The sequence below is a fragment of the Rothia sp. HMSC072E10 genome, assembly GCF_001813965.1.
Taxonomy (GTDB): Bacteria; Actinomycetota; Actinomycetes; order Actinomycetales; family Micrococcaceae; genus Rothia; species Rothia mucilaginosa_A.
Genome location: NZ_KV814486.1, coordinates 82,953 through 96,456 on the forward strand (window position 1 = coordinate 82,953; position 13,504 = coordinate 96,456).

The following is a 13,504-nucleotide window of genomic DNA, read 5'->3' on the forward strand; positions in this document are numbered from 1 at the left end:
CCCTGGCCGTCGTGTACCTGCCGCTCTGGGTCCTCGCCGTGCTGGCCATTGCCGCGAGCCCGTACCTCTCCTGGACCCACGACATTCTCCTCGAAGCCGCAGCGCGGGCTGATGCGTGGAGCGCCGGTGCGTTTCCCTTTCTCAAGGCCAACGGTCTGAACCTTACCGCCAGCGCTCAGCTGCTCTGGGTCATGTGCCTGGGTATTCTGCTGGTGCGCCTCTACACGAGCCTGGGGGCCAAGATTGCGGTGCCCGTCGTGCTCGCCGTGCTGGCGCTCTCCGTCTACCGCGTCTTCAACCCCTACACCGGGCTCGGCGTGCTGGACACGCCCCACGTGCAGCTGACCCTCAGCCTGGCTGCCACGCTCTACTTCTGGGCCGAATGTGCGCGACTACTCTCCGCGCAGGCGTGTGCCCTCACCCCCGTTGCCCGCCTCGGGCAGATGTCGCTGAGCGCCTCCATCGTGCTGAGCTCGCTCATTATCTACGCCGGCCCCACCATCAAGGCCTTTACCGTGGGTGAGCACTACGTTGCCACGGGAGGTTGGGGCACCGCCGTGTACTGGACCGCCTTCCTGATTCTGGGCATCGTCATCGCGGTGGGATTCTGCGCACTCTGGGCCCGCATGGCGCGCTCCCTGGCCGGCCGCGGCCCCCTGGAGGCAATCCTCGCCCTCATTTCTGGGCGCGGCTAGAAACATAGCGTGAACGACGACCCCCTATCTGCGTACCGCGGGTAGGGGGTTGTCTGTATATGCCTAGAATCTGCTCGGGAAGAATACCGCAGATACGACAAAGCCCCGGTCATGAAACCATGACCGGGGCTATCTGTCGGGATGACAGGATTTGAACCTGCGACCTCGTCGTCCCGAACGACGCGCGCTACCAAGCTGCGCCACATCCCGAGGTTAACCTATCGGCGAATACCGTAGGCAACTCACCCAGGATAACCCAAAAAAATACGGAACGCAAACAGAGCAACCAAAAAATCGCTCGACCCGTGCTAGAGGCTGAAGAAAGCCTCGGAACCGGGCTATTCGCCTTCCTCCGGCGCCCGATTCAGCTCATCCCAGGAGGCGTACATCGCCGCGAAGCGACCACCGGCGGCAATCAGCTGCTGCGGGGAGCCATCCTCCACCACGGAGCCATCCCGAATCACCAGCACGCGGTCGGCGCTGAGCACCGTTGAGAGGCGATGGGCAATCACTAGGGCCGTGCGCCCCCTCAACAGTGTGTGCAGGGCCTTCTGCACGGCGCGTTCGCTCGGAATATCCAGTGAAGCGGTTGCCTCGTCAAGAATCAGCAGGCGCGGATCAGCAAGGAAAACGCGGGCAAAGGACACCAGCTGACGCTGGCCCGCGGACAGGGAGATACCGCCGCGGCCCAAAAGCGAGTCGTAGCCATCGCGCAGTCGCTCAATGAACGCATCGGCGCCAACCGCCTTCGCGGCCGTCTTCACCTGCTCATCGCTCGCCTGCGGGTTACCCATGCGGATGTTCTCCAGGATGCTTGTGGAGAACAGGAACACCTCCTGCGTCAGCATAAGCACCTCGTGGCGTAGCTGCGCATCGGTCAGGTCGCGCACATCCACGCCGTCGATGCGTACAGCACCCGAGGACACGTCGTAGAATCGCGCCACGAGCTTGGCAATCGTCGACTTGCCGGCACCTGTCGGACCCACCAGGGCCACCGTCGTACCCGGTTCGATGCGCAGGCTCGTCTTCTGCAGGGCGTGGCGTTCACTCGTGTAGCCGAAGACCGCATTATCCAACTCCACCAGGGCGCCGCGTGCCGAGTCTTCAGGCGAAGAAACCGCAGGACCGGTCTTCTCGAGAACGGGAGAAACGGGATTCTCGGGATCGGCAACCTCGGGCTTCTCCGCGAGGAAGGCAGACAGCTTCTCCAACGCCGACATCGCGGACTGGAACATGTTGTAAAACTCCGAAAGCTGCATGACCGGCTCAAACACGCGCCGCGCGTAAATCACCAGCGCCAGCAGGGTACCGACCTGCATATCGCCGCCGAGCACCGCGTAACCGCCCAGCACCAGGGCCGCCGCGATAAACACATCACCCAGAAGGATCAGCACGGGGGAGTAGATGCCGAAGACCTTAACCGAGTCCATGACCCGCACACGGTAGCTTTCGGCCGTCTGCGCATACTCGGAACGGAGCTTCGCCTCCGCACCAAAAGCCTTGACCGCGCGGATACCGGCAAAAGTCTCGACAAAACGGCTCGTCAGGCGTGCCGACTCGGTGCGCATACGGCGGTACACCGGGGTAGCACGGCTCTGGAACCAGCGCGTCAGATAGTAAATCGGTACACCCATGAACATCATCAGCAGGCCGATTCGCCAGTCCAGCGCAAAAATAGCGGCCGCAGAAATAACCATCGACAGCAGGGTGATGGCCAGCTGGCTGATGCCGCTGTCCAGGAAGGAACGCACCGTATCGATATCGTTGGTCAGGCGCGAAATAACCTTACCCGAGGTGTATTTCTCGTGGAAAGAAACGCTCAGCGACTGGGCGTGCGCAAAGACTCGCTTGCGTAGGTACACCACCACGCCCAGCGAAACCCGCACCGTGCAGGCCACGTTAAGCCAGCTGCAGAGAGCACCCACCGCAACCGTCACCGCGAAGAGCACCACGAGAACCGTCAGCGGCCCCGAATCCCCCTGACGCAGGGGCGCGATGGCGCTGTCCAGCACGCGGGCAATCAACAACGGCTGAACCGCCGAGGCAATCGTGACCACAAAAACCGACAGAATTGACACGATGAGCGCCACGCGATGCGGACGCAGGGAGTGGCTCAGCAGGGCGAGGGAGCGCCTCTTCGTCTCGGCTCGTTCCTCGGGGCTGGCTTCCCGCTTGGAAGGTACCGGGAAATGGGCTGGCATTAGCCCTCCTCCATGGTCATCAGCCGGCGGTACTGCTCCGAAGATTCCATCAGCTCGGCGTGGGTACCCTCTGCCGCGATCGTGCCGTCAACCATCAGCAGCACGCGGTCCGCCAAGGCCACCGTCGAGGGGCGGTGCGCCGTCAGCAGGGTCGTGGCGCCGCCCAGGCCCTCCAGGCCCTCGCGCAGACCGTTAATGATGCGCTCCTCGGTGTCAACATCCAGAGCAGAGAACGGGTCATCCAACAGCAACACGGAGGGACGCTTCGCCAGGGCACGCGCCAGGGACAGGCGCTGACGCTGGCCACCCGAAAGGCTCAGACCCTCCTCACCGATAATCGTGTCCAGCCCCTGCGGCAGCTCGTAGGCGAACTCGCAGGCAGCCAGCTTCAGCGCGGTGTTCAGAGTTGCCTCCAGCTCGTCGCCGCCGGGGTAATCCTCGTCGAAGGTGCCGCCCTCGTACTGGTCGGCCACGCCCATCAGCACGTTCTCGCGCACCGAACCGGAGAACAGGACCGCCTCCTCAAAAACGAACGCGGTCTGCGCGCGTACCTGCTCCACCGAAAGATCCGCCATATCGTGCGAACCCAGACGGAGCGAGCCGGAGGTCGGCTCGTAGAAGCGAGGCACCAGCGAGAGCACCGTGGACTTGCCGCTACCGGTAGCGCCCACCAGAGCTAGAATCTCGCCCGGGAACGCCTTGAACGTCACGTCGTGCAGCACGTCAGCCTGCGGAAGATGCGCGCCGTGCTCCAGCGAAGAATCAGCCGCCGGATTGGGCGCGGGGGCGGACTCCTCGTAGCTGAAGGAAACCTGGTTAAAGGCCACCGATACGGCGCCACCGCTGGGGTACTGCATGCTTTCCTTTCCGGAGCGTGCCGCTCCAGAGGCGTCAGAAGAATGAGAAGAAAGAGAAGAGCGCTGCACGGAATCCTGAACGTTCGCGGGGTTCGGGGAGTACTCGTCGGCCTTCGCCGGGTCTATCAGCCGCACCACCTCAAAGCCGGGCTCGTCCATGACCTCGTTATGACGTTCAAGAGCCACCTTATAGCTCAGGTACGCGGACATGAGCGAGGTCGAACGAATCACGTGGCTCAGCACGGTCGTCTGCACCGCAAAATAGGCGGTCATCGCGCCCAGGCTCAGCGCGCCGTTGGCGACCTGCGAAGCGCCAAGAGCCAGCGCGACTGCCGTGGAGATACCCACAATCAGGGTCTGGTTCAGCGCCACGCGGGCCACGAGCATCGACCTGCCGTACTCGCGTTCCTGCAGAACATCCACGGCCTGGGAGTAGTCGCGAATCTGCTCGGGGGAGCGTCCCAGCGCCTTAATCACGCGGATGCCGCGCACCGACTCCTCGATACGGGTCGAAAGGTCACCGGTCAGCTGCTGAATCTCGTGGGAGACCCGGTAGTATTTGCGCGTGAAGTTCACCAGCGACAGCACTAGCACCGGCACCGTCACCACGAAGACCAGCGCCAGCAGGGGCGATGACTGCAGCATGTAGAAGGTGCCGCCCAGGAACATGACGATCACCGTCAGCAGCTGTACGATGCCGAAGGAAAGCCAGCGGCGTATCGTGCCCAAATCGCTCATCGAGCGCGTCAGCAGCTGGCCGGAAGGCCAACGGTCCAGCAGCGCAATTGGCGCGCTGAGCAGCCGATCGAAGAAGTTCATGCGCATGGACATCTCGATGGTGGAGGTCGGATCCACCAGCAGCCAGCGTCGCCAGTACGCGAAGGATGCATGCGCAATGGCTAGGACCAGCACCAGGCCGCCCGCCGCCCAGATGGCGCTCTCGGTGGTGCTCTGCGAGAGATGATCCACAATAATCTGCAGCATCTGCGGGATGGAAATCTCAAGGGCACCGGCACCGAACGCCACGAGCAGACCCACGCCCCAGCGCACAAGAATCGGACGCGCATACGCGGCGAGGGTGCGCGGGGCACGCTGACCATGCGCGTAGTCGATCGGGTCGGGGGTCGGTTCGCTCGCCGTCTCCAAGAAGGGGTTACGGCGGCGCTTAGTCGTGTGTTCTGTAGAAGTCGTAGACATTAGCGGCGACCACCCGCCGTACCGGCGGGCTCACCGGCGTCGCGGGCCGTCAGGGTCACCAGGACTGCTTCGGGCGGGCAGAACAGGCGCACCGGCGCAAAGCGGGAGGTACCCAGGCCGGCGGAAACCTGCACCGGGATGCCGGACTGCTCGCTCACGCCCTTGGCGCGCGAGGCCGGCAAATCGCAATTGCTGACCAGCGCCCGGCCACCCGGCAGGCAGACCTGGCCACCGTGCGTGTGACCGGCAAAGATGGCCTGCGCGCCGTCCTGCACGAAGCGGTGCAGGGTGCGCATGTAGGGGGCGTGAGCCACGCCGATGCGCACGCTCGGCTCGGTGCTCTCGTCGAAGGCTCCGGGGGCGAAACCTGGATGCTTATCGTAGCGCAGGTGCGGATCGTCCACGCCCGAGAACTCCAGGCGCAGACCGTTTAGCTTCAGCGTATCGTAGCGGTTGACCAGGCCGGTCCACCCGCGCGATTCGAAGGCCTCGTGCATCTGCTCTATGGGCAGGGCCACGCGCGAACCCTCCTCAATCGTCTGAGGGGTGCGCGGCTGCCACAGGTAGCGTGCCGGGTTCTTGAAAATGGGCGCGAAATAGCAGTTCGAGCCGGGCACAAACACGCCGGGGAAATCCATCAGCGGGTCGAGCGCCTCCAACAGTGGCTCCATACCGCCCACGTGAGAGAGGTTGTCGCCCGTGTTCATGACCAGGTCCGGCTCGAGTGCGGCCAGCGAGTGCATAAACTCGGTCTTCTTCCGCTGCCCCGGAATCATGTGCATATCCGAGATATGCAGAATCCTGAAGTCGGGGCTACCGGCGGGCAGCACCGGCAGGGACTCGGTGCGGAGCTGAAAATTGTTCAGCTCAACAAAGTGCCCGTATGCCGCCGTGGCGGCCCCCAATGCTGCAGTGGCGGCTACCGCCCCCGCAACCTTCTTCAGGAGCGGGGAGGAGCCGCGTGCGCCGGGGACCGCCACGGGGACGCGGGCGTTGACTGCGTTTTCACACATCATCAATCGCCTTTCAAACCTCAGCCTTAGCTGGGGTTGGAGTTATAAGACAGAACCTTATCGCTGGGGGTGGTGAAGTCCTTCGTGTCGTACTTCGGGGCGATGGCCTTCATAAAGGTCTGCCACTGGGCACCAGCGTAGGTTGCACCATCCACGTAGTTCAGCACGCGACCGTTAATGCCCACACCGTTCAGAGAGCGGAAACCGAGGTTGTTCGAACCAACCCACGATGCGGTGGCCAGGCCGCGGGTGTAACCCACCTGCCAGGTCTGCGAGGAGTTATCGTTCGTACCGGTCTTCGCAGCCGAACCATTCGGCAGGCCGATACCGCGCTGAGAAGCGGAACCGCCAGCCTGGATAACGCCCTTCAGAACCCAGCTGACACCGTTCGCGATATCCGGGTCCAGAACCTGCTCGCACTGGTTCTGGTATTCCTTCATGGTGTCGCCGTTGTTCTTCAGAATCTTATCGACGGGGCGCGGGGTGCAGTACTTACCTTCGGATGCGAAGATCGCGTACATCGAAGCGCTGGTCAGCGGGGAGATACCGTACTTGGTACCACCAATGTTGGTACCCAGGTCGGGGATGCTGTGCAGCGGCTCGCCGGTACCGTCCAGCGCGTGCATCTTGATGGACAGGTCGTGCACATCGCACAGGTCCAGCTGGGAGAGCATGCCGTACAGGTACGAGTTCAGCGACTGGCGGATACCGTACGCCGCGGTGTTGTAGCCTAGGCCACCGTTGAACGCGTTCTTGTAGGACCAGCCGTTGGCCTGGCCGGTGTAGTAGTACTTACCACCGTCGTAGCAACGGGCGTTCCAGCCGAAGCTGGTGGGCCAGAACAGCTGGGTACCGTTCACGGTACCGTTAGCACCGCGGCCGGAAATCAGCCACTGAGCCAGAATAATCGGCTTGAACGTCGAACCGGGCTGGAAGCCGCGGGTACCACCGTAGGCGCTATCAACGTTGTAGTTGTACTCGGTCTTGGAGTGGTCGTTCGCGTCAGCCGGGGTGCCAAGCTCGGTGTTCTGAGCCATGGCAATCACGCGACCGGTACCCGGCTCGACACTGGTCAGCGCGGAGTTCACGTCGTTCCAGTTGGTGGCGGCCGGCTGGGTGGAGTCCACAGCCTGCTTGGCCACGGTCTGAGCCTCGGGGTTCAGGGTGGTCACAATCTTCAGGCCGCCACGCTTGATGGCGGTGTTACGCAGCTCAGCGGTTGCGCCGAGGGACTCATCCTGCAGCAGGTAGTTGACCACGTAGCGGCAGAAGAACGCCTTGTCGCCTGCCAGGGAGCAACCCTGGGACTTGGTATGGACGTCGAGCTTAATATCGCTGGCGATAGCCTCGCTGTATTCCTTATCGGAAATCTTGCCGTCGCGCAGCATGGTGCCAAGCACCACGTCGCGGCGCTCGCGGGCCAGCTCGGGGTTCACGGTTGGGTCGTACACGTTCGGCGCCTGCACCAGGCCCGCAATCAGAGCGGACTGGGCCACGTTCAGGTCCTTAGCGGAGATGCCCCAGTAGTACTGTGCGGCAGCTTCGACACCGTAGTTGGAACCACCCAGGTTCACGATGTTCAGGTAGCCCTCAAGGATTTCATCCTTGGACTTGTTCTGCTCCATCGAAATCGCAAGCTTCATCTCGCGAATCTTTGCAGCGTACGTCTTGTTACCGTTGAGGGTCGCGGTAGCGTCCTCACCGCGGGACACCGCGGCGTCCACGATCAGGTTGTTGACGTACTGCTGGGTCAGGGTAGAAGCACCCTGGCGGCGGCCGCTATTGGAGTTAACGATGTTGTTGAGGAACGCACGGCCAATACCGATCGCGGAGACCGCACCGTGCTTGTAGAAGTCGCGGTCCTCAACCGAAACGATGGCGTCCTTCATGTGCTGAGAAATCTGGTCCAGCTTGACCGGGTCGCGGTTCTCGTCGAAGAAGGTCGCGATTTCGGTGGTGCCGTCCGCAGCGTAAATCGTCGAGGGACGCGAGAAGGGACCTTCCGCAATATCTTCGGGGAGGTCCTGGAACCATGACATCGATGCGTTCGCGACCATGCCGGCACTCACGGCCGGAGGCACGACAATGATTGCCGCGAGGAAACCGGCAATCACGCTGAACGCGAGGAACTGCAAAAAATCTCCCGGGCGGCGACGCGCACGGGTTTTCTTAGATGAAGCCATTCATTCAGTTTAACTCATGAAGCTGTGAGAGGAAGCCCTCTCTGGAGAGAACCTCGGTTGAGGCGCTCACTCGGGTTTTCCGACCGCTAGATAGCCGCCGGAGACGCGGAATGGGAGGCGCAGCACGTGAAAAACACAATGTGACAATCCCTTTTACAAGTAGGGCCCCGAAAGCTAGGCTAGAGGGTATGAAGAAATGGGAATACGCAACTGTACCGCTGATGATCCACACGACCAAGGCAATCCTCGATAACTGGGGCGAGGACGGCTGGGAGCTCGTCACCGTGCTCCCCGGTGCCTCCGCACCCGCCGGCGCAGCCCCCGCATCGAACATGGTCGCGCCCACTCAGGGCAACCCCATCGCCTACTTTAAGCGCGAGAAGGCCGACTAAACGTCGCCCCTCCGGCGGCTCCCCCAGCTATCTTCGCTCCGCGCCGAAAACGTGGCTGCAATTGGGAATAGCTGAGGCGGGCCGCCGGTTAGCCGTTTAACCCTTCGTAAAGCGAAGGGTACACCGCGGACCCGTGGAAAGAACTGTATAACGGCACGCAACGCACACATCTCATCACCGTCCGGGTGTGAACACCCGCAATCCTTCTGGAGTAATCATGACTGAATCTCGCATCGAAGCCCGCATCCGCGAACTCGGCTACGAGCTGCCCGTCGCACCCGCCCCCGTCGCCGCCTACGTTCCCGCGGTGACCTCCGGCTCCTACGTGTACACCTCCGGCCAGCTGCCCTTCGTCGACGGCGTTCTGCCCGTCACCGGTAAGGTCTCCGGCTCCGGTGAAGAGGGCTTCGTGAACCCCGAGGATGCGAAGAAGTACGCGGGCATCAGCGTGCTGAACGCCCTGGCCGCCGTTAAGTCCGTGATTGGTGACCTGGACCGCGTTCAGCGCGTCGTAAAGGTTGTGGGCTTCGTGGCCTCCGAGGTGAACTTCACCGCTCAGCCGGCCGTAATCAACGGTGCCTCCGAGCTGCTCGGCGAGATTTTCGGCGAGGCTGGCCAGCACGCCCGTTCCGCCGTGGGCGTGCCCGTGCTGCCCCTGGATTCGCCCGTCGAGGTCGAGATTATTGTTGAATATGTCTAATCAGCTGTACACCGGCGCACTGCCGCTGTCGGCTATCCGCGCGGCCCAGGCGCAGCGCGCCTCTCAGGAAGGTCGCCAGGTTGAGACTCCCGGCGGCGCCCACGACGTGAAGACGCTGCCCCTGCCAGTGCAGGAGCGCCGATTCGGCACTGCGGAGGTACCCGCCGAGCCCGAACGTCCCCGCATGTTCACGGGCCGCAACTCCTCGCCCGCACCCCGCACCGAGGCCATTCAGCGCCTCTACGTGATCCCGGAGTTCATGCGAGCCGCCGCAGAAAGCTGGCGCGAAGAGGGTAACGAGGGAACCCCCGGCTGCACGATGCGCCAGGCGGCCTCCGTCATCTTCGTGCGCGACGGCGACAACGGTTTGGAGACCATCCTGACCTACCGCCCGGGCACTTCGCCGCTGGGCGTGGTGGCCTTCCCCGGCGGTACCGCGCTCCCCGGTGACGACGAATCCGCCTCCTGGGTGGGCCCCGGCGCCGAATACTGGCAGAAGCAATTTCACTACTCCGACGTGACGAAAGCGCGCCGTAGCGTCATGGCCGCCGTGCGCGAATCCTTCGAGGAGACGGGTATTCTGCTGGCCGGCGAGGATGAACAGGACGTCGTGGAACGCTCCAGCACCCCCGAGCTGATGACCTGGCGCGAGGCAGTGGCCGATCAGGACAAGAGCTTCGCACACTTCCTGTCTTCGAGCGGGCTCAGTATTCGCGCTGACCTGCTGCGCCCCGTGGCGCGTTGGCAGTCCCCGGACTTCTTCCTCAAACGCTACGACATCGCCTACTTCACCACCGCCCTGCCGGTGGGGCAGGACCCGAAGCTGCTGCTCGGCAAGGGCGTGTGGGGTGATTGGCTGAACGTGCGTGAGCTTCTGGAAGCGCGCGACACGAGCGAGCTGGGCGACCGCATCGGCCAGCCCAATACTGTGGGTCGCCGCCTGGAAGAGCTCGTGACCCCCGGCGTCATGTGCATGCTGGAATCCCTCGCGAGGGCCCAAACCTCGGTGGCGTGGCTGTCGAAGCGCCGCCGCATCGAGGTGCGCAAGGCCGTGCTCGTGAGCCATAACGGCGCTTGCATGCTCTCCTTCACCGAGGTGGAGCCTCCCGCTCCGACCGGGCCGGTCTTCACCGGAGGCCTGGGCGCGGTGCCCCAGACCGGAAGCGAGCTGGACGGACGCGTCGCATAGCCTCGGGCCTGCGCACGCTGGGCATGCACACTCTCAGACCGACCGTTACCGAGGCCCAGGTCGCCTCGGCCGCACCGCTCGACGCATAAATTAACGGCAGGAGCCGCCTCCCCATGCAAAGGAGGCGGCTCCTGCCGTACGTAAAGCGTAACGTTGCGGCACTCATCCTGCCTGGCAGAGCCGGGACGAAAGACCGCAAGGTCGGAGAATGATAGCGGTTATGCCGCTACCGCCTAGCGGGAACGCTGGCGCAGGCGGGGCAGGTCGAGGATGACCACGGCGCGTGCTTCCAGACGAATCCAGCCGCGGGAAACAAACTCGGCCAGAGCCTTGTTCACGGTCTCGCGGGATGCGCCAACCAGCTGTGCCAGCTCTTCCTGGGTCAGCTCGTGTGCAACGAGCACACCGTCGGTTGCGGGGCGGCCGAAGCGGTCGGCCAAATCCAGCAGAGCCTTGGCCAGGCGGCCGGGAACATCGGAGAAGACCAGGTCGGCCAGGGCCTCGTTAGCGTGGCGCAGGCGACGAGCCAGGGTCTTGATAACCTGGTCGGAAATCGAGGGGTCGAGCTGCTGGGCACGTTTGAAGGACTCGTGCTTAATAGCTGCCAGGCGGGTCTCGGAAACAGCCACCGCGTTGGTCGAACGGGGCGAAGGATCGAAGAGAGCCATCTCGCCGAACACATCGCCGGGGCCCATGATGGCGACCATGTTCTCGCGGCCATCGGCGGCGGTGCGACCCAGCTTCACCTTGCCGGAGAGCACGGCAAAGAGCTGATCGTCCTGGTCACCCTCGTAGAAGAGGACAGCGTTACGGGAGAGGTCAATCTCCTGAATGTCATCGGTCAGCAGGGCAAATGCTGCGTCGTCAAGATTCGCAAAAAGAGGGGTGCGACGGAGGATCTCGAGATCCATGAAGTTCTCCTAGATATGAGGTGAAGAGCCGAAGCCCGTGATGTTCAGTGAGTGAGCCTGAACCTATGTAAAGTATCTCACGACTGCAGTGTGAGACGGCTCAAGCGGGTGTGACATATTCAACTGATAAGAGCGTACCCTAAAATTTTGGTTTAAGCACTCAGAACTCCGGAGCTTTACAACAAAAGTTTTTCATTCCCGGCAAATTCTAAGGTTTAGCACAGCTTATGGGTCTACTATCGGTCCATTGGGTGTGCCCACCGACGGGCCGCATATCGTGGGTGCATCCCTGATCATTTCTACCCACCCCCAAGGAGGCCCCGTCAAAATGGCTGACATTAACCCCCTTGATATCGTCATCCCTATTCTTCTACTGCTCTACTTCCTCGCCGGAATCCGTAGCGGCTTCTTCACGACCCTCGGCACCTTCCTCGGCCTCGGCCTGGGCGTTTGCGCCGCCGCGTGGCTCGTGCCCCTGGCCGTCGCCTCCGTCGGGACCCAGTGGAGCCTTATCACCGCGGTTGGCGTGCTCATCCTCTGCCTGACCATCGGGCAGTGGCTGGGCGTCGTCGCCGGACGTACCATCCGGAAGGTCACCGACGTTACCCCGCTGAAGGGCATCGAACGATTCTTCGGCGGCGTGCTCAACCTCGCCGCCTGCGCCCTCGTGCTGGTCGTGCTGACCATCTCGATGCGCACCGTGCCCATCCCGCAACTGAACACTGCGCTCAGCCAGTCCAAGACCCTGACCTGGATGGTCACCAGCACCCCCGATGCCCTTAAGGACCAGATCGACTCGGTCCGTAACAACGTGCTCGCCTCCACCTCCATTCCCGAGGTCAGCGAGCTCATCGCCCCCGAAGCATCCGCCCCGACCCAGAGCGTTGAGTCCGATGCGCTTGACGCCGCCAGCGCCTCCGTCGTGGAGATCCTGGGAGCCGCAGAGCAGTGCGGCTACACCTCCACCGGATCCGGCTTCGTGGCCGACACGGGCCTGGTCGTCACCAACGCCCACGTGGTTGCCGGCGTGAGCTCCCCGGTCGTGCAGGACTCCCGCGGACGCACCTGGCCCGGCACCGTGGTCTACATGGATAGCGAACAGGACCTCGCGTTCATCAGCGTGCCGAAGCTTCCCCTGAAGCCGCTTACCATCGGTAAGAACGCCTCCGCGGGTAGCCTCGTGACCTTCATGGGCTACCCCAAGGGCGGCCCGTTCAAGGCGCTGCCCGCCACCGTGCAGGGCATCGGCAACACCCAGACCATAGACGCCGACACCGGCCGAGCCAACGCCATGCGCCAGGTCTATCAGCTGGCAGCCGACGTTCAGCACGGCAACTCCGGTGGTCCCGTCCTCGACGAGAACGGCAACGTTGTTGGTGTGATCTTCGGTAAGGCAACCACCGGCCAGACCGGCTACGCCATCACCGCGACCACCCTCAAGCAGGCCCTGGCCGAGGGCGGTAACAACACCGCCGCCGTCTCCACTGGATCCTGCCGTAAGTAGCTAGTATCGAGCCGCGGAACAGCGGCACAACAGATCAGGCTCCCGCCCTCACACGAGGAACGGGAGCCTGAACTATTTAACGAAAGGGGGGAGGGCAAGTTACTCAGCGAGATGCTGCGCTGGGCTATTCCGCCAGATGCTGCGCTGGGCTATTCCGCCAAATGCTGCGCCAGGAAATCTACCGCCATGACGTAACCGTAAGCGCCGGCACCGGCAATCACCGCGGTGGCCTGCGGGGATACGAAGGAACGGTGACGGAACTCCTCGCGGCGGTGAACGTTCGACAGGTGTACCTCAACCACCGGAAGCTCCACCGCCTCCAGGGCGTCGTGAAGCGCCACGGAGGTATGCGTGTACGCCGCCGGATTGATAATGATGGCGGCCCCGCGCGTGCGGGCACGCTGAATCTCGTCCACCAGAACACCCTCGTGGTTGGACTGCATGAATTCAACGTCGAAACCGTGGGCGGCGGCACGCTCACGCACTGAACGCTCAATATCGTGCAGGGTCGTGTAGCCGTACACCTCGGGGCGGCGCTGCCCGAGCAGGTTCAAGTTCGGGCCGTTAAGCACAAAAATCGTATCTGACATAGAACCAGTGTGGCACAGCAGGCACCCGCACAGTACGAGCCAACGCGAACTGCCCAGAAAATGACGCGGTAT

Annotated in this window: 10 protein-coding genes, 1 tRNA gene and 1 pseudogene; 5 read left to right on the forward strand and 7 right to left on the reverse strand. The window is 63.0% G+C overall.

Annotated elements, in window-relative coordinates:
- Nucleotides 1-695, forward strand: a pseudogene (locus tag HMPREF2944_RS01985) (hypothetical protein); the annotation flags it as partial.
- A gap of 136 nt (nt 696-831) precedes the next feature.
- On the opposite strand, the gene HMPREF2944_RS01990 reads toward HMPREF2944_RS01985, so the two are convergent.
- From HMPREF2944_RS01990 to HMPREF2944_RS02010, 5 genes are all read right to left on the reverse strand, one after another.
- Nucleotides 832-905, reverse strand: a tRNA-Pro gene (locus tag HMPREF2944_RS01990).
- Nucleotides 906-1,033: 128 nt separating this feature from the next.
- Nucleotides 1,034-2,896: an ABC transporter ATP-binding protein gene (locus HMPREF2944_RS01995; protein WP_070679977.1), complete on the reverse strand. Its 1,863-nt coding sequence runs from the start codon at nt 2,894-2,896 to the stop codon at nt 1,034-1,036.
- Nucleotides 2,896-4,950 (reverse strand): ABC transporter ATP-binding protein, encoded by a 2,055-nt coding sequence (locus HMPREF2944_RS02000; RefSeq protein ID WP_070679980.1) that lies wholly within the window; start codon nt 4,948-4,950, stop codon nt 2,896-2,898. Before HMPREF2944_RS02000 ends, HMPREF2944_RS01995 begins: the two co-directional genes overlap by 1 nt.
- Complete coding sequence (locus HMPREF2944_RS02005) at nt 4,950-5,963, reverse strand: metallophosphoesterase (RefSeq protein ID WP_049343243.1); 1,014 nt, start codon at nt 5,961-5,963, stop codon at nt 4,950-4,952. The genes HMPREF2944_RS02000 and HMPREF2944_RS02005 overlap by 1 nt, the downstream gene beginning before the upstream one ends.
- A 26-nt stretch (nt 5,964-5,989) precedes the next feature.
- On the reverse strand, nt 5,990-8,146 hold the full coding sequence (locus HMPREF2944_RS02010; protein ID WP_070679982.1) for a transglycosylase domain-containing protein: 2,157 nt from the start codon (nt 8,144-8,146) through the stop codon (nt 5,990-5,992).
- Nucleotides 8,147-8,334: 188 nt separating this feature from the next.
- On the opposite strand from HMPREF2944_RS02010, the gene HMPREF2944_RS02015 reads away from it, so the two are divergent.
- The 3 genes from HMPREF2944_RS02015 (at nt 8,335) to HMPREF2944_RS02025 (ending at nt 10,427) form a co-directional block, all read left to right on the forward strand.
- Nucleotides 8,335-8,538 carry a hypothetical protein gene (locus HMPREF2944_RS02015; RefSeq protein ID WP_049331637.1) on the forward strand — a complete coding sequence of 68 codons (204 nt, stop codon included), beginning with the start codon at nt 8,335-8,337 and terminating at the stop codon, nt 8,536-8,538.
- A 217-nt stretch (nt 8,539-8,755) separates the two neighbouring features.
- On the forward strand, nt 8,756-9,238 hold the full coding sequence (locus HMPREF2944_RS02020) for a RidA family protein (protein ID WP_070679985.1): 483 nt from the start codon (nt 8,756-8,758) through the stop codon (nt 9,236-9,238).
- Complete coding sequence (locus HMPREF2944_RS02025) at nt 9,231-10,427, forward strand: NUDIX hydrolase (RefSeq protein ID WP_070679988.1); 1,197 nt, start codon at nt 9,231-9,233, stop codon at nt 10,425-10,427. Before HMPREF2944_RS02020 ends, HMPREF2944_RS02025 begins: the two co-directional genes overlap by 8 nt.
- A gap of 233 nt (nt 10,428-10,660) precedes the next feature.
- On the opposite strand, the gene HMPREF2944_RS02030 is transcribed toward HMPREF2944_RS02025, so the two are convergent.
- Nucleotides 10,661-11,338 (reverse strand): Crp/Fnr family transcriptional regulator, encoded by a 678-nt coding sequence (locus HMPREF2944_RS02030; protein WP_005504653.1) that lies wholly within the window; start codon nt 11,336-11,338, stop codon nt 10,661-10,663.
- Nucleotides 11,339-11,666: 328 nt separating this feature from the next.
- On the opposite strand from HMPREF2944_RS02030, the gene HMPREF2944_RS02035 reads away from it, so the two are divergent.
- A complete protein-coding gene (locus tag HMPREF2944_RS02035) occupies nt 11,667-12,842 on the forward strand; it encodes a MarP family serine protease (protein WP_070679991.1) in 1,176 nt (391 codons plus the stop codon).
- Nucleotides 12,843-12,991: 149 nt separating this feature from the next.
- Here the strand turns inward: HMPREF2944_RS02035 and aroQ are convergent, their stop codons facing one another.
- Nucleotides 12,992-13,432 carry a type II 3-dehydroquinate dehydratase gene (gene aroQ / locus HMPREF2944_RS02040; RefSeq protein WP_070679994.1) on the reverse strand — a complete coding sequence of 147 codons (441 nt, stop codon included), beginning with the start codon at nt 13,430-13,432 and terminating at the stop codon, nt 12,992-12,994.
- Between the last annotated feature and the right edge of the window lie 72 nt (nt 13,433-13,504).